Source organism: Haloarcula sp. H-hyl2, assembly GCF_056934385.1.
Map to the genome: position 1 here is coordinate 300,839 of NZ_JBRIIJ010000003.1, position 20,224 is coordinate 321,062.

At 63.7% G+C, this 20,224-nt stretch carries 16 protein-coding genes; 10 read left to right on the forward strand and 6 right to left on the reverse strand.

Annotation, left to right across the window (positions count from 1 at the left end; all coding sequences use genetic code 11):
* The first annotated feature begins 22 nt into the window (after positions 1 to 22).
* The 5 genes from Hhyl2_RS18735 to Hhyl2_RS18755 all read left to right on the forward strand — a co-directional run bounded on the left by Hhyl2_RS18735 (position 23) and on the right by Hhyl2_RS18755 (position 7,542).
* Positions 23 to 799 (forward strand): SDR family NAD(P)-dependent oxidoreductase, encoded by a 777-nt coding sequence (locus Hhyl2_RS18735; RefSeq protein WP_483552319.1) that lies wholly within the window; start codon positions 23 to 25, stop codon positions 797 to 799.
* A 289-nt stretch (positions 800 to 1,088) separates the two neighbouring features.
* Positions 1,089 to 2,426, forward strand: coding sequence for a sugar ABC transporter substrate-binding protein (locus Hhyl2_RS18740; RefSeq protein ID WP_483552320.1), 1,338 nt, complete (start codon positions 1,089 to 1,091; stop codon positions 2,424 to 2,426).
* An 18-nt stretch (positions 2,427 to 2,444) separates the two neighbouring features.
* Positions 2,445 to 4,019: a sugar ABC transporter ATP-binding protein gene (locus Hhyl2_RS18745; protein WP_483552321.1), complete on the forward strand. Its 1,575-nt coding sequence runs from the start codon at positions 2,445 to 2,447 to the stop codon at positions 4,017 to 4,019.
* Positions 4,020 to 4,111: 92 nt separating this feature from the next.
* Entirely contained in the window at positions 4,112 to 5,014 is a 903-nt protein-coding gene (locus Hhyl2_RS18750) for an ABC transporter permease (RefSeq protein ID WP_483552430.1), read from the forward strand.
* 131 nt (positions 5,015 to 5,145) lie between these two features.
* Positions 5,146 to 7,542, forward strand: coding sequence for a methyl-accepting chemotaxis protein (locus Hhyl2_RS18755; protein WP_483552322.1), 2,397 nt, complete (start codon positions 5,146 to 5,148; stop codon positions 7,540 to 7,542).
* Between the two features lie 46 nt (positions 7,543 to 7,588).
* Here the strand turns inward: Hhyl2_RS18755 and Hhyl2_RS18760 are convergent, their stop codons facing one another.
* The gene (locus tag Hhyl2_RS18760; RefSeq protein WP_483552323.1) at positions 7,589 to 8,344 is read right to left on the reverse strand and encodes an SDR family NAD(P)-dependent oxidoreductase; all 756 of its coding nucleotides are present in this window, start codon (positions 8,342 to 8,344) and stop codon (positions 7,589 to 7,591) included.
* A gap of 165 nt (positions 8,345 to 8,509) precedes the next feature.
* On the opposite strand from Hhyl2_RS18760, the gene Hhyl2_RS18765 reads away from it, so the two are divergent.
* From Hhyl2_RS18765 to Hhyl2_RS18780, 4 genes are all read left to right on the forward strand, one after another.
* The gene (locus tag Hhyl2_RS18765; protein WP_483552324.1) at positions 8,510 to 9,964 is read left to right on the forward strand and encodes an aldehyde dehydrogenase family protein; all 1,455 of its coding nucleotides are present in this window, start codon (positions 8,510 to 8,512) and stop codon (positions 9,962 to 9,964) included.
* Positions 9,965 to 10,124: 160 nt separating this feature from the next.
* Positions 10,125 to 11,234 carry an amidohydrolase family protein gene (locus tag Hhyl2_RS18770; RefSeq protein WP_483552325.1) on the forward strand — a complete coding sequence of 370 codons (1,110 nt, stop codon included), beginning with the start codon at positions 10,125 to 10,127 and terminating at the stop codon, positions 11,232 to 11,234.
* Complete coding sequence (locus Hhyl2_RS18775; RefSeq protein ID WP_483552326.1) at positions 11,231 to 11,656, forward strand: metal-sulfur cluster assembly factor; 426 nt, start codon at positions 11,231 to 11,233, stop codon at positions 11,654 to 11,656. Before Hhyl2_RS18770 ends, Hhyl2_RS18775 begins: the two co-directional genes overlap by 4 nt.
* A gap of 5 nt (positions 11,657 to 11,661) precedes the next feature.
* A complete protein-coding gene (locus Hhyl2_RS18780) occupies positions 11,662 to 12,102 on the forward strand; it encodes a universal stress protein (protein WP_483552327.1) in 441 nt (146 codons plus the stop codon).
* A gap of 61 nt (positions 12,103 to 12,163) precedes the next feature.
* Here Hhyl2_RS18780 and Hhyl2_RS18785 read toward each other — a convergent pair whose 3' ends face one another.
* Complete coding sequence (locus Hhyl2_RS18785) at positions 12,164 to 14,185, reverse strand: AMP-binding protein (protein WP_483552328.1); 2,022 nt, start codon at positions 14,183 to 14,185, stop codon at positions 12,164 to 12,166.
* Positions 14,186 to 14,246: 61 nt separating this feature from the next.
* Positions 14,247 to 14,744: a gamma carbonic anhydrase family protein gene (locus tag Hhyl2_RS18790; RefSeq protein WP_483552329.1), complete on the reverse strand. Its 498-nt coding sequence runs from the start codon at positions 14,742 to 14,744 to the stop codon at positions 14,247 to 14,249.
* Between the two features lie 90 nt (positions 14,745 to 14,834).
* On the opposite strand from Hhyl2_RS18790, the gene Hhyl2_RS18795 reads away from it, so the two are divergent.
* A complete protein-coding gene (locus Hhyl2_RS18795) occupies positions 14,835 to 15,998 on the forward strand; it encodes an NAD(P)/FAD-dependent oxidoreductase (RefSeq protein WP_483552330.1) in 1,164 nt (387 codons plus the stop codon).
* Between the two features lie 60 nt (positions 15,999 to 16,058).
* Here Hhyl2_RS18795 and Hhyl2_RS18800 read toward each other — a convergent pair whose 3' ends face one another.
* Genes Hhyl2_RS18800 through Hhyl2_RS18810 form a run of 3 tightly spaced genes read right to left on the reverse strand, consistent with a single transcriptional unit; the run spans position 16,059 to position 19,923 of the window.
* Entirely contained in the window at positions 16,059 to 16,448 is a 390-nt protein-coding gene (locus Hhyl2_RS18800; RefSeq protein WP_483552331.1) for a Zn-ribbon domain-containing OB-fold protein, read from the reverse strand.
* On the reverse strand, positions 16,445 to 17,611 hold the full coding sequence (locus Hhyl2_RS18805; RefSeq protein ID WP_483552332.1) for a thiolase C-terminal domain-containing protein: 1,167 nt from the start codon (positions 17,609 to 17,611) through the stop codon (positions 16,445 to 16,447). The genes Hhyl2_RS18800 and Hhyl2_RS18805 overlap by 4 nt, the downstream gene beginning before the upstream one ends.
* Before the next feature lie 53 nt (positions 17,612 to 17,664).
* The gene (locus Hhyl2_RS18810; RefSeq protein ID WP_483552333.1) at positions 17,665 to 19,923 is read right to left on the reverse strand and encodes an NADP-dependent malic enzyme; all 2,259 of its coding nucleotides are present in this window, start codon (positions 19,921 to 19,923) and stop codon (positions 17,665 to 17,667) included.
* Between the last annotated feature and the right edge of the window lie 301 nt (positions 19,924 to 20,224).

Here is a 20,224-nt window from a genome sequence, read left to right on the forward strand (position 1 = left end):
GGTGTTCATGGTCATGTTACCCATGCATCCTGAGAGTACCGCTATCGTAACCGGTGGCGCCAGCGGTATCGGCCAGGCAATCTGTGTCGAACTCGCCGAACGAGGCGCTGATGTCGTCGTTGCCGATCTGGACAGCGACGAGATGGCAGAGACCACAGAGCTGGTGGCCGATACCGGACAACGTGGCGTCGGAATCGAGACCGACGTTGCCTCGCCCGAAAGTGTCGCCCAGACAGTCGACCAGGTAGACGACGAGTTTGGATCGATCGAGGTTCTGGTCAACAACGCTGGCATCGCCGGACCGACTGCACCTTGCGAGGAGGTCTCACCGAAAGAATGGGAACAGACGCTCGCGGTGAACCTCCAGGGCCCCTTCCACATGTGCCGGGCAGTCCTCCCGCACATGAAACGCGAATCCTTCGGTCGGATCGTCAACATCGCATCGGTGACAGGGAAGCGCCCCCTGCCGAACCGGACACCGTACGCTTCCAGCAAACTCGGTGTCATCGGGTTGACCCGCACGCTGGCCGCCGAAGTCGGGAGCGACGACATCAACGTCAATGCGGTCTGTCCGGGCTCTGTGCGGGGGCCGCGGATCAGAGCGGTGTTCGAGCGGCAAGCCGAACAGACCGGTCAGACCTACGAAGAAGTACGTGGCGCTGTCGAACGGGAGGCGGCGCGCAACGAACTGGTCGACCGCGATGACGTCGCCGAACTGGTCGCGTACCTCTGTTCCGAACAGTCGGAGCGGATCACCGGCCAGGACATCAACGTCTCGGCGGGCAAGGTCATGTACTGATGCTATAGTAACAATTGAAACGATTTTAACACCGATCGCACTGCCGTCGTGCGATCGGGTGTGCAGTGACTTTCAATGGCTACTATAGTGATCGAAGCCACACAGCCGTCATAGCGGTTCCACGGTTCCGGGTGGACGGACGAATTCCCTCTTCTGTGGTCAGTAGCAGTGCCAATCTAGGCGTCTGGGATCCTTCAGGAACAATCGTAAACATAAGCTATATATATGTGGTATTTGCATAGGTGTGTGTATGCCTCGCAAAAGGCCTGCAGGTACCAGACGTGCATTTATGAATCGACTCGCCGGTGCAACTGGCGTCGGCCTCATGGCCGGTCTCGCCGGTTGTGGTGGCAGCTCCGACGGCGGCTCCGGCGGATCGGGTGGCTCGGGTGGCTCGGGAAGTTCGGACGGATCGAGTGGTTCCGACGGATCGGATAGCTCGGACGGATCGAGCGGTGGTGGTGGCTCGCTGACGTCGATGGCGTCTATCGCCAACCGAAACAACTCCTACTGGCTGAGCTGGGAGAAGGGATACTTAGAGGCCTGTGAGGCGTTCGGGTACGACACGAACGTCCAGACGAACAACGGTGAGGTCCAGACACAGCAACAGCAGTTCGACACCGCGGTGTCGAACAACTCCGACTTCATCGTCGGGCAGACGTACACTAACGCCGCCGCGATCACGCTCGCGGAGACGCTGGCCAGCAGCGGTACGCCGGGTGTGCTCGCTGTCACCATCGCCGACTGGTTCGTCCCCCAGGACGCCGGCGACGAGTACGTGACGTTCTTCACGCCCCACTTCGTCAACCACGCCTACAGCGCCGCGAAGATGCTGTTCGAGGCGATGGGTGGCAGCGGGAAGTTCGTCCACATCGAGGGCAACCGCGGCACGGCCCCGAACATCGGTCGGAACAAGGGTGTCGACCTGGCGATGCAGGAGTACCCCGACATCGAGATGGCGGGGCAACGCCAGCCGGGCAACTGGATCCGCTCGGACGCTCGCAGCGTCATGAACGACAAGGTCTCACAGTTCGGTGACGATATCGAGGGCTACTTCGGCCAGAACGATGCCGTCGCCCTCGGTGGGCTCACCATCCTCGAAGAGAACGATATCGACGTGCCGGTCGTCGGCATCGACGCCAGCGAGCCCGGCCTCGCGGCCATCGCCGAGGACCGGATGACCGGCACCGTCTCGGGCATGGGCCCGTGGCAGGCCGGGTGGTCTGTCGCGAAGTGCCACGACTACATCAACGGGCACACGCTCACCCCTGCCGAGAAGATGATGTCGTTCAACGCCCCGGTCTGTGTCAAGAACCCCGGCGAGTGGACCGACGTCATCGACCGGCTCCCGGTCGTCGACGCCGCCGACTACAACGAGGCCATCTTCTCGGGCGAGACACCGTACGACTGGACGAAGATGTCCGTCGTCGAGGCCGGCGAGGACGCCTGGGACCCACAGATCGACCTGTCTCCGATGAACCTCGACGACATGAAGGAGGTCCTCGACTGGAAGGAAGGCGACAAACCAAGCGGGTACAACCTTCCGGACGTCTACACCAACGACTCCAGACAGCAGGAAGTGACCCAGACGTACGAGGACCGCTTCCAGACGAACCCCCTCAAGTAACTCACACGAGATACCCCCATGGCATCAGAAACACACGCGAACGCGGCGGACGCGGACCAGACCACCCCGAACGGCGAGGGTTCCCACAGCTTCCGCGTCGAGGGCATCTCGAAGTCGTTCCGCCACGTACAGGCCCTCAAAGACGTGTCGCTGGCCGTCGACCACGGCGAAGTCATCGGGCTGGTCGGGGAGAACGGCGCGGGCAAGAGTACCCTGCTGAACATCCTGACTGGCGTGCTGGAGGCCGACGAGGGTCAGCTGTACGTCGACGGGGAGTCGGTCACGTTCACGAACCCACGGGAGGCAGCGAACTACGGCGTCTCGCTGGTCCACCAGGAACAGGACGTGATCACGACTATGCGGGGGTACGAGAACCTCTATCTCGGGCGGGAGATGGAACGGTTCGGGGTCCTGGAGAAAGAACAGATGCGCGAGGAGGCCCAGGCCTTCGTCGACGACCTGGGTATCAACATCGACGTGGACGACCGGGTGCGAAACTACACGTTCAACGAGCGCCAGATGCTCGAGATCGCGAAGGCGTTCCACGTCTCCCAGAAGTCGGAGAACCCGGTCATCCTGCTGGACGAACCGACTGCGGGGCTCGAGGAGAGCGGCCGTGAGATCCTCTTCGACCTCGTGAACGATCTGCGGGACCGGGCGACGTTCGTCTTCGTCTCGCACGAACTCGACGAGGTACTGGAGATATCCGACCGGATCTACATCCTGAAAGACGGAGAGCGGGTCGGTGCCACTACGGCGGCCGAGGCCACGACGGACTCGCTACAGCAGGCGATGGTCGGTCGGGAGACCGCCGACGAGTACTACCGTGTCCCCGACCAGCGGCGTGAGGCCGACCTCGGTGAGACGGCGATGACCGTCGACGCGGTCGCCCACGAGGACAAAGTCGGGCCTGTCTCCTTCTCCATCCGTGAGGGGGAGATATTCGGTATCGTCGGCGTCGAGGGGTCGGGCAAGCAGCGGTTCGGTCGCCTGCTCGCCGGCGACCTCGACATGACCCAGGGCTCGGTTTCCGTAGGAGAGACCAGCCTGCAGGACCCGACGGTCTCGGACATGGTCGACGCCGGGGTCGGCTACATCCCGAAAGACCGGAAATCCGAGGGTTTGCTGCTCTATCAGTCGGTCCTCGTCAACACCTCCCTGGCGATGGTCCGGGACATGAACGGCAACATGCCACTTCTGGACCTCGGTGCCGAGGAGCAGGCGACACTCGACGCCATCGAGGAACTGTCGATCAAGACGCCAGGCCCGAAGGCGCTGGTGCACGGCCTGAGCGGCGGGAACCAGCAGAAGGTCGTCATCGCCCGCTGGCTGGCACAGGAGACCCCGGTGCTCGTGATGGACAACGTCACCCGCGGGATCGACGTCGGCGCGAAGGAGGAAGTGTACCGTCTCTGCCGTGAGTTGACCGAGCAGGGCGTCTCGATCGTCTTCATCGGCGACGAGTTGCCCGAGGTCATCGGCATGTCGAATCGCATCGCAGTGATGGCCAAAGGCGAGTTTGTCGGCGAACCCTTCGACGCCTCGCCGGGCAACAAACCGACCGAAGAGGACCTGATACAGGAGATGATCTGATAATGAGTACGAGTAGCGTCACCGAGTGGATCACAGACCAACGAGAGCAACGCACCCTTCACGACTGGATACAGGATCTCGGTCCGTTCGTCATGTTGTTCGGACTGATTCTTATCTTTACGTTCACGACGGAGCGGTTCTTTACCGAGGGGAATCTGCTGGACAACGTCGCGAAAAACGCCGTCACGCTCCTGCTCGTTGCACTGGCGGGAACCTTCCCGATCCTCCAGCAGAGCATCGACCTCTCGGTCGAGTCGGTCGTGCTGCTGACCGGTGTCGTGACCGTCGTCCTGATCTCACAGTTCGGACTGGGGCTGCTCGCGATTCCGCTCGCCATCGGCGTCGGCATGCTCGCGGGCCTGTTCAACGGCATCATCTTCACGAAACTCAAGGTGCCCTCGTTCCTGGTCACCCTCGGGACGCTCTCGGTGATGGCCGGGGTCGGGAAGATAATCACCGGTGGGTCGACGATCACCTTCCGGAACCCCGCCATCCGTACCATCTCGACCGGTGACGTGCTCGGCATCCCCAACCTCGTGCTCTGGGGACTGCTCATCTACGTGGGGACGATCGTCCTCGCGTTCCGGACGAAGTTCGGGCGGTACTGCTTCGCGCTCGGAGAGAACGAGCGCGTCGTGGAACTGGCCGGCGCGAAGGTCGACCGGTACAAGATCTACCCGTTCGTCCTCTCGGGGCTGCTCTGTGGGATCGCCGGCGTGTTGCTCACGCTGCGGATCTCCTCGGCCTCTCCCAACATCGGGAGCGGGCTGTTGCTGCCCAGCATCGCCGCCATCGTCATGGGCGGGACCGCGCTGACCGGCGGCGTGGGCGGTCCACACCGGACCATCCTCGGTGTGCTCGTCATCGCCGTGCTGAACAACGGCATGAACCTGCTGGGGATCGACTCGTTCGTTCAGGAGATCATCCTCGGTCTCGTGGTGGTCGCGGCGGTGGCGCTGTCCATCGACCGCGACAAGATCGACGTCGTGAAGTAACCCGGATTCGCCTCGCCCGTATTTCGGGGTTTTGGCCGCCGTTCGGCGTTCAGTTGCAGGTATATCACTGTTATTTCAAACCACGATAATTAATAGTTGAGTTTTAAGTGTATGCGTAATGAGACTCTACCATGGCCGGCGATAATCACGTATCCAGAGCAAACAGTCCGACCGGCGCACCCAGTGAAGAGCGTGCTTCTATCCCTGTCGAAGCACTCGACGAACTCAGAGACGTGATGGAAGCCTGTGCGAACGGTGATCTCACGAGGCGATTCGAGGTCGAGAGCGACGACGAGCGTATCCGAGCTATCGCAGCGTCGTTCAACGACATGATGGACGAGGTCGAGCAGCAGGCGGGGCACGTGGACGGCCTGGCTGCCGTCCTCACGGAGGCAACTGCGGAGGTCGCTGCCGGCGCGAGGGAAGTCCGCGATGCGAGTGACACTGCGAGCAGGCGGACAGAGGACATCGCGGTAAACACCGCCGAACAGAAACAGCGCCTCGAGACGGTCGCCGTCGAGATGGAATCGCTGTCGGCCAGCATCCAGGAGGTCTCGGCCTCCTCGGCCGCTGTGGCCGACACAGCGGCAACGACGCTTCGCCGTGGCGAGGAGGGCGAAGCTGCAGCGAAAGACGCACTCGAGGAGGTCGATCAGATCCTCGAGACCACAGACGCGACCGCCGAGAAGATGTCCGAACTCGAACAGAAGGTCATGGAGATCGGAGAGATCGTCGACCTGATCTCGGAGATCGCCGATCAGACGAACATGCTCGCCCTGAACGCGAAGATCGAGGCAGCACGAGCGGGTGACGCGGGGTCGGGGTTCGCCGTCGTCGCCAACAACGTCCAGGAACTCTCGAACGAGACGATCTCCGCAGCAGACCAGATAAGCGCGGTCGTCGACGAGATACAGGCCCACACCGACGAGACAATGGGCGACATGACACAGATGCAGACGCACATCGCTAGTGGTGTCGAGACGATCGAGACGGCACTCAATGCGCTCACCGACATCACCGCCCACATCGAGGACACCAATCACGGTATTCAGGAGATCAACGACGCCGCAGAGCAGCAAGCGGATGCCGCCCAGCGAATCTTCTCGAGCGTCGACGAGGTCGCAGACCTGAGCAAAGCGGTCAACGAACAGGGTGAGGAGATGGCCGACTCCGTCAGGAACCAGGCCGACGCTGCAGCGGAGATCACCGATAGTTCCCTTCGACTGACCCACTACGTCGAGATGCTCGACTCAGTCATGGAGGGTCGCGAAATGGATGCTTCCATCTCGGACCGGGCGATGGAGCGTGCGATAGCTGACGCCCAGAAGCGACGGACCGACTCCTCGGGCAGTGATACCGTCCGCACGGACGCTACCTCGATGGCGACGGTCGCCGACCTCGACAACTCCTACTGGCTCTCGTGGGCGAAGGGGTACCGAAACGCGGCTGACGCGCTCGGGTACAGGACCAACATCGCTGCCAACGACGGGGACGTAGACAAACAACGCCAGCAGTTCGAAGAGGCTATCGAGACCGACGTCGACGCCATCGTCGGGCAGACGTACACGAACGAGTCGTCGGTCGAGTTCACCGAGCGGTGTGTCGAGGCGGGTATCCCGACGGTACTCGGGGTCACCATCGCCGACTGGTACACGCCGCTCGACGCCGGTGACGAGTACGTCCAGTATATCGCCCCGCACTTCGTGAACCACGCCTATACCGCCGCAACGGTCCTGTTCGAAGCGATGGGGGGCGACGGCCGGTTCGTCCACATCGAAGGGAACCCAGGGACGGCGGTCAACACCGGCCGGAACCGGGGCGTGGAACTCGCTCTCCGAGAGTACCCCGGCATCGAACTGGTCGGCCGACGAGAACCGGGGAACTTCGTCGAACACGCCGCTACCGAGGTGATGGAGGACGTCGTCCGCCGACACGGCGGTCAGATCGACGGCTTCTTCGCACAGAACCTGTCGATGGCCGAGGGTGGACTCTCGGTGCTGAAAGACAACGGTATCGACGTGCCGATAGCCACCATCGACGCGAGCGAACAGGGGCTGGCGAGAGTGCTCACCGACGAGCTCACGGCCACGGTCTCGGGGATGGCACCGTGGCAGGCAGCGTGGTCGCTGGCGAAGGTCCACGATTACCGCAACGGACACACGCTCGACCCCGCAGAACGGATGATGACGTTCAACGCCCCGCTGTGCGTCAAAGACCCCGCCAGATGGCGTACTGTCGTCGACCGGATTCCGGTCGTCGATGCAGCGGTGTACAAACAGGAGATATTCGATACGACGATGCCGTTCGACTGGCGGAAGATGTCGGTCGCCGAGGCCGGCGACGACTGGGACCCACAGATACGGATGCAACCGATCCGACAGTCCGACCTGACCGACCTGCTCGGGTGGGCTCGCTCGGAGAAACCGTCGGACTACGCACTACCGGACGTGTTCCGTGACGACCAGGCGCTCGACGCAGTCGAAGAGACGTACGCGAGGCAGTTCCAGCACGATCCGCTCGACTTCTGATCGAAACCGGTGTCGCGACGAAAAACGGTGTCGACGACAGCGCCACTCAGACGGTGAACCCGCCGTCCATCACCAGATTGTGACCGGTGACGAACGAGGCGTCTTCACTCGCGAGGAACAGGACCCCGTCGGCGACTTCCTCGGGTTGTCCAGCCCGGCCCAGGGGCGTCTCCTCGAGCAGGCCATCGATCGTGTCGCCGTCCTCCAGCGTCATCGCCGTCTCGATGACGCCCGGATTGATCGCGTTGACACGGATGTTGTTCTCGCCGTGTTCGAGTGCGAGTTGTCTCGTGAGGTTCGTGACACCGCCTTTCGAGGTACAGTAGAGCGAGGAGTTGTCGACCGCGCCGATGCCAGCGATCGAGGACATATTGACGATGGCGCCGCCGTCCGGTTGCTCCGCCATGACCTCGATGGCGGCCTGGCAACCGAAGTAGACTCCACGGAGGTTGATATCCATCAGCAGGTCGTAGTCCTCCGGGCCGGCCTCGAGAATCGGCATCTGTCGATCGATGCCGGCGTTGTTCACCATCACGTCCAGCGAACCGAACGCGTCGACGTGTGCGGCGACCGCGTCGTGGAGGTCATCTGGCTCGCTGACGTCACACTCGACGAACTGGACGCCCTGGCCCATCTCCTCGATCAGGTGGTGGGTCGGCTTGCCACCCATCCTGGGTTCCTCCTGGATGTCGCTGACTGTGACGTCGGCACCTTCCCCGGCGAACTGCAGTGCGATGGCACGCCCGTTCCCCGAGGCGGCACCGGTGACGAGTACTGACTGTCCTGCGAATCGCTCTGACATAACAGCCAATGGTTCCACTCTGGATCGAATAAGTGTTTATGATTAATGCTGACATATGACGGCAGTGCCGGGACTGACCAGCCCGGAGCGACCAGTCAGCAGAGACTCTCCTCGAAGGAGCGAGTGACAGCAACTATTATGCGACTCCGCGTCTGCTAGTCGTGTATGCAGACCGACCAGCCATCTATCCCTGACGAGTACGGGGTACTGATCGACGGGACCGAGCGGAACGGGTCGTCCGGCGAGACCATCGACGTCTACGACCCCGCGACGGGGGAGCGGTTGACGTCTGTCGCTGCCGGCACAGCAGCCGACATCGACGAGGCCGTCGAGGTAGCACGAGAGGGTTTCGAGACGTGGCGCAGTTACACCCCCGCAAAGCGGTGTGAGATTCTGAACGACGTCGCCCGAGCGATCCGGGACGACAAAGACCGGTTCGCTCGTATCGAGACCCTCGAAAACGGCAAGCCCCTCTCGGAGGCTGTGGGACAGGTCGAGCGGTGTGCCCGCCACTTCGAGTACTACGGCGGCCTCGCCGACAAGGTAGAGGGCAAGAGCATCCCCCTCGACGACGACCACGTCGATTACACCGTCCGCGAACCCCTGGGTGTGACCGGCCACATCGTTCCGTGGAACGTTCCCATCTATCTGTTCGCACGCAGCGTGGCGCCGGCCCTGGCCGCCGGCAACGCAGCGGTGATCAAACCCGCAGAGGAGACACCGATCGGCGCGCTCGAACTCGCACAGCTCCTCCACGACAACGGTGTCCCCGAGGCGGCGGTCAACGTCGTCCCCGGGGAAGGAGTCTCCGCCGGTGCTGCCCTCTCGGGCCACCCAGACATCGGCAGCATCACCTTCACCGGATCGAGTGTAACGGGTCGGGAGGTCGGCAAAGCCGCCATCGCGAATCTCACCGAACCGCATCTGGAACTGGGCGGCAAGAGCCCGCTCGTCGTCTACGACGACGCTGATCTCGACGTCGCAGTCGCCGAGACGATCAAGGGCATCTTCGCGACCAACACGGGTCAGGTCTGCTCGGCGTCGTCCCGGGTCATCGTCCAGGAAGGAGTTCGCGACAGCTACGTCGACAAACTCGTCGACGCCGTCGAGGACCTCTCTATCGGGCCCGGGATCGACGACCACGACGTCGGCCCGCTGGTCTCGTCCTCGCACCTTTCGAAGGTCGCCGATTACTTCGACGTCGGCCGTGAGGAGGTCGGCGAGCCGCTGGTCGGTGGGCGCGTCCTCGACCGCGACGGCTACTTCGTCGAGCCGACCGTCTTCGCCGACGTGCCACAGGACGCGCGTATCCTGCAGGAGGAGGTCTTCGGCCCCGTCCTGACCGTCAGCACCTTCGCCGACGAGGCCGAGGCGATCCAGCGGTCGAACGACGTCGAGTACGGCCTGGTCGCGGGCGTGATCACGACGGACATGGCGCGAGCCCATCGCTACGCTCGCGACGTCGACGCCGGCCAGATCTACGTCAACGAGTGGTTCGCCGGCGGCAACGAGACGCCCTTCGGTGGCTACAAGGAGAGCGGTGTCGGGCGGGAGAACGGCACGCAGGCCATCGAGAACTACACACAGGTCAAGAACGTCTGTCTGAACATCTCCGAGTGAGTGCGGAGAGGGTTTCACTCCGTTTCTGCCCCCCTGGGAGAAGCTGCGTCACCCGTCGTGCGGGAGAGGGTGAAGAGAGTCATCCGAGCCACTGACTGTGTGACACTGTGACGGGGGATTCCGAACGTTTAATAGCGATAAGTCAGAACCACCATACTGTATGTTAGAAGATGATAGTTTAGTGGTCGATGCAGTGTCACACTGCTTCAACCACGCAGAGGACAACCACCTCCACCCTCACTCCCAGCGGTGGGACGACGAGACATACGAACTGGGCGCCCAACTGATGCCCGAGGAGTACGTGTTTCCGGAGGAGATCTTCTATCGGAACCACCAGCCGGAGGAACTGGAACGGCTCCTGTTCCTGGAGAGCCAGATCGACTACACGGTGTATCACTCCCTGCCGCTGGACGACTACTTCAAGGACGGCTACGTCTCCCGCGAGAAGGGGTTCGAACTCCGTGAGCGGAACCCGAACCGCGTCGGGATGATCGTCGACATCAACCCGCTGGAAGACGACGCCGTCGAGCAGGTGGAGTACTACGCCAAGGAGAAGGATGTCGACGGGATCAAACTCTACCCGGCCCGGTATCAGAACGGGCGGGACCTCTCGCTACGTCTGAACGAGGACACCGTCCGGCCGGTCCTGGAGAAAGCCGCTGACCTCGACGTGGGGACCGTGGGTATCCACAAGTTCATTCCGTTCGCGACGGCGCCGGTCAAGTACTTCCGGATGCACGACGTCGAGGAGGCGGCGATGGCCTTCCCGGAACTCGACTTCGAGGTCATCCACGCCGGCTTCTCGTTCCTCGAGGAGACAGTGTTCGCGATGGCCAGCCACGACAACGTCTACGCGAACATCGAGAACACGGCCCACATGGCCTGCAGTCGACCGAAGAAGTTCGCACGGAGCCTGGGCGAGATGCTGTACTGGGCCGGACCCGACCGGATCGTCTTCTCCAGTGGCGCGACTGCGCTCCACCCCCAGCCGCCCATCGACGCGATCTGGGACTTCGAGATGCCCGAGGACCTCCGTGCCGGTGAGGACTACCCAGAAGTCACCACCGAAGACAAACGGAAGATCCTCGGGGAGAACAAGCTCCGCCTGATGGGCAAAGATCCCGACCAGGTCAGGAAAGACATCGAGGGCGACAAGTGGGACCAGAAGATCCAGGAACTGAAGGAGAACGGCGAGTATCCCGCGCCGCCGTGGTCGACCTACGAGGAGGCTGCCGACGTCGAATCCAAGGAGCGTGTCAAGTTCGTATGAGCGCCGACCACGCCGACCACGTGACGCCCGCCACCGAGTTCGACAGCTCGCTCACGGCCGCGGTGAAAGCCGAACTGGAGAAGGTGCTCGATCCCTGTAGCTGTATGAGCGAGCATCCAGTCAACATCGTCGACCTGGGGCTGGTCGAAGCCATCGACGTCGACGACAGCTCGGGCGAGGTCACGATCCGCCTCCTGTTGACCTCACAGCGGTGTACGTACTTCCTCGACATCGACGACGAGATCTGCGAACGCGTGGGGTCCCTGGAGTCGGTCACCGACGTCGCAGTCCACCAGGAGACGAGCGGGAAGATCTGGACGGCCGAACGGATGTCTCAGGAGGAACGACAGTCGCGCCGTGAGCGCTTCGAACAGCGCGTCGAGGAGGCCGGCATCGTCCCCTACGCCGAACGGAGCCAGTAGCGCAGATGTCCCAGACACTCCTGGTGGCGGTCGCGAACGAAGAGCAGACCGAGGCCGTCGCCGATTACGTCGCGTCGGCCTACGATGGAGTCGACGTCAGACTCCTCCACGTCGTCCAGTACACCGAGCGTCGTACCAGTCCCTCCCGGGGCGGTCGTGACCGGCCGGATGGGTGGTACGCGAAGGCCGTGGACAACGCAGAGTCCCTGTTCGACCTGGCCACGGAGCGACTGGAACCGACCGCCGAGACCATAACCACCGCAGTCGAGTCGGGGGACGCCTCGACGGAGATTCTCGACCACGCAGACGAGTTCGACGTCGACGGCATCGTCCTGGGGTTCCGAAAGCGGACACCGACCGGGAAGCTCGTCTTCGGCTCGACCGCCCAGGACGTACTGTTGTCGGCCTCCTGTCCCGTCGTCGCGGTCCCGCTGGCCAAGTCCTGAGACCGTCATAGTCGGCTCCCGTTTCGGTTCGTTCCTGAGGGCCGACTGGTCGGCGACGTGGTCAGCGAGCGTCCGCCAGTTCCGCCAGTGCCTCGGGGTTCTCGATGCTGCTCATGTCTCCGAGGTCCTCGCCCGTGTAGGTGGCCTGTACCGCTCGTCGGATGACCTTCCCCGACTGGGTCTTCGGGAACTCGTCGACGAACAGCACCTCTCGCGGCCGGAACGGCTTGCCCTGTTCCTCGCCGATCAGTTCGCGAATCTCCGTTCGCAGCCCGTCTGACTCTTCATAGCCGGGTTCGAGAACGACGTAGGTGACGACTGCCGTCCCCGTCGTGTCGTCCGGCACGCCCACGGCGGCGACCTGGTTCACTGCCTCGTGGTCCATGGCTGCTCCCTCGACCTCCGCCGGCCCGACCTTCCGGCCGGCGATGTTCAGTGCGTCGTCGGCACGACCGTGGAGGAACCAGAAGCCGTCGGCGTCCTTCTGCGCCCAGTCGCCGTGGTCCCAGACGTCGTCCCAGGTCGACCAGTACTCCTCGACGTACCGCTCGTCGCCGCTCCAGAGCGAGCGAGTCATCGAGGGACAGGAGTCGCGCGCGACCAGATACCCCCGCTCGTTCGTGTCGGCGATCGACTCGCCGTCACCGTCCACGATGTCGATATCCATGCCCAGCCCTGGGCCACCGAGCGAGCAGGGTTTCAGCGGCTGGGTCGGCATCGGCATCAGGAAACAGCCACAGATCTCCGTGCCGCCGGAGATGTTGATGATTGGTGTCTCGCCACCACCGACCTGTTCGTAGAACCACTGCCAGCTCTCGGGATCCCAGGGCTCACCAGTCGATCCCAGCATCCGTAGTGAGGAGAGGTCGTGGTCCTCGACCCAGTGGTCGCCCTGCTTGCGCAGCGCCCGGATGGCCGTCGGCGAGATCCCGAACTGGGTGAGGCCGTGGCGGTCGATCATCTCCCAGAACCGGTCGGGGTCGGGGTAGTCAGGGGCCCCCTCGTACATGAAGACGGTGCCGCCGAAGGTCTGGGTCCCGATGAGCGTCCAGGGCCCCATCATCCAGCCGATGTCGCTGACCCAGAAGAACCGATCGCCCGGCTTGAGATCGAACCCGAAGTGCAGTTCCTTCGCACACTGCAGCTGGACCCCGGCGTGGGTGTGGACGATCCCCTTCGGCTTGCCGGTAGTGCCCGACGAGTACAGCAGCATGGACGGGTCACTGGAGTCCAGCCGTGCCGTCTCGAACTCAGCAGAGTGGGTCGAGACCGCATCGTCCCACGTCTCGTCGCGCCCGTCGCTCCACGGTATCTCCGAGCCGGTGCGCTCGTAGACGACGACCGAGGTCACCTCGGTCTCGACGTCCTCGACAGCCTCGTCGAGCGTGTCCTTGAGGGTGATCTCGCTGCCGCGCCGGTAGAAACCGTCGGCCGTGAAGACGACGCTGCTTCCGGAGTCCTCGATGCGGGTCGCCGTCGCGTCGACGCCGAACCCGGAGAAGATCGGCACGGCGATGGCACCGATCTTGAAACAGCCATAGAGGATCGAGATGACCTCCGGAACCATCGGCATGTAGAGCCCGACCGTGTCGCCCTGTTCGATGCCTCGCTCGTCGAGTGCGTTGGCGACCTGATTGGCCTGCCGATGGAGGTCGTGGTAGGTGACGTTACGCGTCGAACCATCTTCTCCTTCCCAGAGGCAGGCGACCGTGTTGCGCTGCTCGCTCTCGACGGCGTGTCTGTCGAGGACGTTGTGCGCGACGTTGATGCTCCCGTCGACGTACCAGTCGGTGAACTGCGGGCCGTCGTAGGTCGTTCCCCCGACCTCGCGGGACTGTCGCTCCCGGACGGCGTCGTACTCGTCGTAGAACTCGATGTCGAGGTAGTCGACGAGTTCGTCCCAGAACCACTCGACGCCGGAGTCGGGAACCCCGTCGATCTCGGTGGTCGTCCGTTCGATGAGTTCGTCGTAGTCGTCGATGTCGTACTGTTGCATGAACGCCCAGACGTTGGTCGCCTCGACGTCCGCCTGTGTCGGTTCGTGGACGATCTGGTCGATGTCTGCGAGTGTCTCACTAGCCATGGCCTACAGACTGCGTATCGACGGAGAGACGCTTAATTCTTCTCCTCTCGCCCGTCGCCGGCTAGTCGAGTCCGGCCTCCCTGTAGGTGGCCGCGTGCTCGACGTAGAGTTCGTGGACCCGTTCGATCTCGGCCTGCTGTGACTCGTCGATGGGCGTCGTCGACGCCGGGACGCCGTAGGCGACGTGGCCCGCTGGAATGGTCTGGTCTTCCGTCACGACACACCCTGGGGCGACGATGCTGCCGGACTCGACCAGAGCACCCTGCTGGAGCGTACTCGACATCCCGATCAGTGCTGCATCCTCGACCGTTGCGTAGTCGATGACGACGTTGTGCCCGACGGTGACGCCGTCGCCGATGGTCGCGCCGTGGAGCATCGAGAACTCCTGGACGTTCGTCTCTGCGCCCACCTCGACTGCCTCCCGGTCGCCCCGGAGACAGACGAACGGCCAGAGGCTGGCCCGCTCGCCCACCTGGACGTCACCGACGAGGTAGGCCATCTCCGAGACGAACGCCGAACCCGCAACCGTTGGACTCGTATCGAACACTTCGCGTTGCATACACTCGATGGAGAATGCGGACCCACAAGAGTGTATCCACGACGCCCGGTCTTCGATAGTTTCTATATTACCCACCGAATCTGTGTCGCTATGGGTCCGCAAGTGGTAACTATCGGCTCTGGCTACGCCGGGGCCGGCGCCATCCGGAAACTGGAGACCGAACTCGACGCGGAGACGACGCTCACGTGGATCTCCGAGCACCCGTACCACCTGGTACTGCACGAGGTCCACCGCTGTATCCGTGATCCGAGCGTCCGCGAGCGCATCACTATCCCGGTCGAGGAGATCGCATCGTCCGACACCCGCTTCCGAGAGGGACGCGTCGTCGACGTCGACACCGACGCACGGGCGGTCGAACTCGCCGACGGCGACCGGGTTGAGTACGACTACCTGCTGGTCGCGCTCGGTTCGCAGACGGCCTTCTTCGGCATCGATGGGCTGGCCGAACACGCCCATACGCTGAACTCCGTCGCCGACGCCGTGGGCATTCACGAGGCGCTCGAAGCGGCCGCTAGCGAGGCAACGGCCACAGAGCCAGCCAGAGTCGTCGTCGGTGGTGCCGGCCTCTCGGGTGTCCAGGCGGCGGGTGAAATCGCTGGCTTCCGTGACGAACGGGACGCGCCGCTCGACGTCCACCTCGTCGAAGGGCTCGACTCGGTTCTCCCGAACAGCGACCCGGAGCTCCAGGGTGCGCTACGGAAGCGACTCGAAGCCGCCGACGTGACTACCACTACCGGCGAGTTCATCGGCGAGGTCGGCGAATCCACGGTCACGCTCGGAGAAGACCAGACAGTTCCGTACGACGTGCTCGTCTGGACTGGCGGGATCACGGGACCGGACGCTGTGGGATCGGTCGACGTCGAGACGGACGACCGCAACGACCGCCTCGCGACGGAACGGACCTTCCAGACGACCGACGACAGGGTGTTCGCGCTCGGGGACTGCGCGCTCGTCGACCAACCGGGCGACCAGCCCGCGCCACCGACCGCACAGGCAGCCTGGCAGGCCGCCGCCGTCGCCGGTGAGAACGTCGCACGGGCCAGCCGCGGGCAACCGCTCCGTGAGTGGACGCACGAGGACCTCGGGACCGTGGTCTCCATCGGCGAGCGTGCGGTGGCCACGAACGTCCAGCACGTCCCGGTCTCGACGTTCGGTGGCCGCCCGGCGGAATTACTGAAGAAGGCCATCGCAGCGCGCTGGATCACCAAAGTGAGCGGGCCACGGCGTGCCATCGCCGCATGGCCACAGCTCTAGGGAACTGATAGCGGTCCGCTGGCTGTAGCGGAGTCTCTCGGCCCCGGCGAATGCCGGTGCCTACACTGGCTCGAAGACGAGCGTCGTCCCCTGCTCTTCGTCCGAGTCTTCGCCAGTTACCGTTACCTCCATCCCGTGTTCGACATCGTCTGGGTCCGCGTCTGCGATCAGGCCTGTGAGAGTGACCGGTCCGAAGTCGGCGATGGCAGTGACGTATGGCGTCCGGTCGACGAACGCTGGTGGCGCGACGTGAACGACGGTGTGGGCCTGGATACGACCGACATCCGGTAACGGTTCCTCGGAGAGCGACTGGGCGCCACAGTCGGGACAGACCCGTCGCGGCGGCACCGAACCGTGGCCCGCTGGACAGACGAGGTAGAACGGCTCACCGGAGTCGATGGCCGCACAGAACGCTTCGTACCCCCCGTCTTCCTCGATACCACGACTCATCGGACCGCCTCCAGGACGTGGACAGTCGTGCTCGCCACTGTCCCACCGGCGCTGTGTGCAACACCGGTCGACGCGTCGTCGACATAGTCGCTGTTGGGATGGTCACCACGGAGCAGGCGGGTCAACTCGACGATCTGACTGGCACCCGTCGCACCGACCGGGTGGCCCTTGGCTTTGAGGCCGCCCGAGCAGTTCACGGGGAGCGCGCCGTCGCGCCAGGTCACGCCCTCATGGGCGGCCGTGATGGCCTCGCCGGGGTCGAACAGCCCCAGCCCCTCCAGTGCGAACACTTCGGCACAGGTGAAACAGTCGTGGACCTCGACCAGATCCACGGCATCGACACCGATGCCAGCCATCTCGTAGGCCTCGGCCGCTGCCCGTTCCGTCGCTGGCGTCCGGCACAGCGTCTCGCGGTCCTGCAGGGCCGCACGGTCGGTCCCCTGCCCGGTGCCGGTCACTGCGACCGGCGCGTCGACCGTGTGCTCGTCGGCGTACTGTTCGCTGACCAGGACGAGTGCGCTGGCTCCGTCGGTTACCGGGCAGGCGTCGAGGAGACCCAGCGGCGAGGCCACCGTCGGTGCTTCGAGTACCTCGTCGACGGTCACCCGGGACTGGAACTGTGCGTATTCGTTCTCCAATGCGTGTGCGTGGTTCTTGACTGCGACGTGGGCGAGGTCGCGCCGGGAGCCACCGTGTCGCTGGAAGTACGCGTCGGCCATGATGGCGTACGCCCCCGGGAACGTCATTCCAGCGTTGCTCTCGTGGAGTGCGTCCGCTGCCGTCGCCAACATCGCTGTTGCATCGGCGGTCCCGACGTGTGTCATCCGCTCTGCGCCACCGACGATCACGACGTCCGCTCGTCCACTGTCGATCGCTCGCACCGCGTGGCGAACGGCAACACCACTCGAAGCGCAGGCGCTCTCGAAGCGCGTCGCGGGGGCCTGAATACCCAGGCTCTCGGCCACAATCGGGCCCTGGTGGCCCTGGTCCTCGGCGATCTCTCCGACGAAGTTCCCGAAGTAGACCGCGTCGACGTCCCCCGGCGGGACGTCGGCGTCTGTCGTCGCCGATACGCCTGCTTCGGCGAATAGATCACGGGTCGTTCGGTCGGGATATGCGCCGAACGGCGTGAGTCCTACGCCTGCGACTCGTACTGTCGACATCTACGGCGTACGTTACCGAACCACCCGTATATAGCTTACTCAATCACACCCCGTCATCGTTCGTGGTGCTGTGCGTCGACGACAGCAACACCAGCGAGATTGACGATGTCCGTCACCGCGTCACCTTGCTGGATGACGTGGACGGGTCGGTCCATGCCGACGAGCATCGGCCCGATGGCCTCGGCGCCGCCCAGTCTGCTGAGCAGTTTGTAGCAGATGTTCCCCGCCTCCAGGTTCGGGAAGATCAGGACGTTCGCGGGTTCGTCGAGGGTGCTGAACCCGTAGGTACCGGTCAACAGGTCCTCGACGACGGCGGTGTCGGCCTGCATCTCGCCGTCGACCGGGAAATCGACTCGTTCGTCGGCCCGGAGCATCGTTGCCGCTTCACGGGGCTTTCGCGTCCCGCTGTTATCGACGCTCCCGAAGTCCGAGTACGAGAGTACGGCCGCCCGCGGGTCGACGTTGAACCGACGCGCTAGCGCAGCGGTGTGGCGGGTCACCTCCCCGAGGACCTCCGCGTCCGGGTCCTGGTTTACCGTCGTGTCCGCACAGAAGAGCACGCGGTTCTCGAACGTCAACATGTAGACACCGGCGGCGTAGTCGGTGTCCGGCGCGGTCCCGATGACCTGCAGGGGCGGCCGAAGTGCCGTCGGATAATCGTGGGTGACGCCTGTCAGCATCGCGTCGGCGTCGCCCTGTTCGACCATCACGCTCGCCAGGTAGTTCCCGTCGTGGACGCGGTCCTGGGCTTCCCGGCGTGTCATCCCCTTGCGCTGGCGCAGACTGTAGAGGCGCTCCGCGTAGGCCTCCACGTCGGTCGCTCCGGGATCGACGACCTGGGGATCGAACGCGAAATCCAGCGAGTCGAGCCGCTCGTCGATCGTCGTCCTGGAGCCCACGAGTATCGGCTCGGCGATGCCCTGTTCGGAGAGCTGATGGGCCGCTCGGATCAGTTTCGGGTCTTCTCCTTCGGCGAGCACGAGCCGTCTGGGATCGGTCCGCGCTTTACTGAAGACGGTCTGCATCATCTCGCGGTGCTTCCCCAGACGTGCTTCGAGTTCGGCCCCGTACGACGAGACGTCGATCGTAGTTCGTGCCGCGCCGCTTCGGATGGCTGCTTCGGCGACGGCGGGGGTAACCTCGAAGAGAACGCGGGTGTCCAGCGGCTTCGGGATGATGTAGTCGGGCCCGAACGAGAGTGGCTGATCGCCGTAGGCCCTCCGAACCTCGTCGGGGACGTCCTTGCGGGCCAGTTCGGCCAGCGCCCGTGCGGCGGCGACCTTCATCGCCTCGTTGATCTCGGTCGCACGAACGTCCAGCGCGCCGCGAAAGAGATACGGAAAGCCCAGCACGTTGTTGACCTGATTGGGGTAGTCCGAGCGGCCGGTCGCCATGATGACAGTGTCGTCACGTGCCTGTTTCGCCGTCTCGTAGTCGATCTCGGGGTCCGGGTTGGCCATCGCGAAGACGATGGGGTCGTCCGCCATCGACCGGACCATCTCCGCGTCGACGATCCCACCGACCGACAGGCCGACGAACATATCGGCGCCGTCCATCGCCGTCGCGAGGTCCCCCTCCGGAACGTCCCGAGCAAAGCTAGCCTTGTATTGATTCACGTCACCGTTCTCGACGCGTGCCTGGGTGACGATCCCGTCCGAATCGCACATGGTGATGTTCCCGGGATCGACGCCCAGCGAGGTGTAGAAGTGCGCGCTCGCGATGGCACTGGCTCCGCCACCGGTGAACACGACACGCAGGTCTTCGAGTCGTTTCTCGGCCAGCTCGGCGGCGTTGAGCAGTGCTGCGCCGGAGATGATGGCGGTGCCGTGTTGATCGTCGTGAAAGACCGGGATATCCATGGCGTCCCCGAGGCGGCGTTCGATCTCGAAACAGGCCGGTGACGCGATGTCTTCCAGGTTGATCCCGCCGAAGGTCGGTTCGAGCGCTCGAATCGTCTCTACCATGGCGTCGGCGGAGTCCACGTCGAGTTCCACGTCGAAGACGTCGATATCCGCGAACCGCTTGAACAGGACGCCTTTCCCCTCCATCACCGGCTTGGAGGCTGTGGGTCCGATGTCACCGAGCCCGAGTGTGGCACTGCCGTCCGAGACGACGGCGACCAGATTCCCCTTCGCGGTGTACTCGTACGCGTCGACCGGGTTCTCGGCGATGGCTTCGCAGGGACTTGCGACACCCGGGGAGTACGCGAGCGAGAGGTCCCGCTGTGTGTTGGTCGGTTTCGTCGTGGCGATCTCGATCTTCCCGGCTGGGGGACGGCGATGATACTCTAACGACTCTTCGTCGAGGCTCATTCACTTCCTGCTGGGACGGCTGGCAAGATAAATTTTTGTCCGCTGTGAAAAATCGGCCGCGCGTTTTCATCTGGATAGCATCCGGCCCACGCATTCACAGCATGGGAATTTTATATACTAACTCCCGATTTTGTCGCCAGGCCGCGTCTTACACGTTCAGAACCCGGAACCACGATGCGTTTAGGAGTCAAACGGCAGACAGACTAACGGTAGTACATGTGTTACTCTCGGCGATCCACCGGATTCACCTCACCGGGATAATATATACCACCTGTCGATCCGCTCACGCACCTCTCAGAAT

Excerpts from the sequence above, each read along its gene's own strand:
- Hhyl2_RS18735 (WP_483552319.1), top strand. The coding sequence starts at position 23 with ATGCATCCTGAGAGTACCGCTATCGTAACCGGTGGCGCCAGCGGTATC.
- Hhyl2_RS18740 (WP_483552320.1), top strand. The coding sequence starts at position 1,089 with ATGAATCGACTCGCCGGTGCAACTGGCGTCGGCCTCATGGCCGGTCTC.
- Hhyl2_RS18745 (WP_483552321.1), top strand. The coding sequence starts at position 2,445 with ATGGCATCAGAAACACACGCGAACGCGGCGGACGCGGACCAGACCACC.
- Hhyl2_RS18750 (WP_483552430.1), top strand. The coding sequence starts at position 4,112 with ATGTTGTTCGGACTGATTCTTATCTTTACGTTCACGACGGAGCGGTTC.
- Hhyl2_RS18755 (WP_483552322.1), top strand. The coding sequence starts at position 5,146 with ATGGCCGGCGATAATCACGTATCCAGAGCAAACAGTCCGACCGGCGCA.
- Hhyl2_RS18760 (WP_483552323.1), bottom strand. The coding sequence starts at position 8,344 with ATGTCAGAGCGATTCGCAGGACAGTCAGTACTCGTCACCGGTGCCGCC.
- Hhyl2_RS18765 (WP_483552324.1), top strand. The coding sequence starts at position 8,510 with ATGCAGACCGACCAGCCATCTATCCCTGACGAGTACGGGGTACTGATC.
- Hhyl2_RS18770 (WP_483552325.1), top strand. The coding sequence starts at position 10,125 with ATGTTAGAAGATGATAGTTTAGTGGTCGATGCAGTGTCACACTGCTTC.
- Hhyl2_RS18775 (WP_483552326.1), top strand. The coding sequence starts at position 11,231 with ATGAGCGCCGACCACGCCGACCACGTGACGCCCGCCACCGAGTTCGAC.
- Hhyl2_RS18780 (WP_483552327.1), top strand. The coding sequence starts at position 11,662 with ATGTCCCAGACACTCCTGGTGGCGGTCGCGAACGAAGAGCAGACCGAG.
- Hhyl2_RS18785 (WP_483552328.1), bottom strand. The coding sequence starts at position 14,185 with ATGGCTAGTGAGACACTCGCAGACATCGACCAGATCGTCCACGAACCG.
- Hhyl2_RS18790 (WP_483552329.1), bottom strand. The coding sequence starts at position 14,744 with ATGCAACGCGAAGTGTTCGATACGAGTCCAACGGTTGCGGGTTCGGCG.
- Hhyl2_RS18795 (WP_483552330.1), top strand. The coding sequence starts at position 14,835 with ATGGGTCCGCAAGTGGTAACTATCGGCTCTGGCTACGCCGGGGCCGGC.
- Hhyl2_RS18800 (WP_483552331.1), bottom strand. The coding sequence starts at position 16,448 with ATGAGTCGTGGTATCGAGGAAGACGGGGGGTACGAAGCGTTCTGTGCG.
- Hhyl2_RS18805 (WP_483552332.1), bottom strand. The coding sequence starts at position 17,611 with ATGTCGACAGTACGAGTCGCAGGCGTAGGACTCACGCCGTTCGGCGCA.
- Hhyl2_RS18810 (WP_483552333.1), bottom strand. The coding sequence starts at position 19,923 with ATGAGCCTCGACGAAGAGTCGTTAGAGTATCATCGCCGTCCCCCAGCC.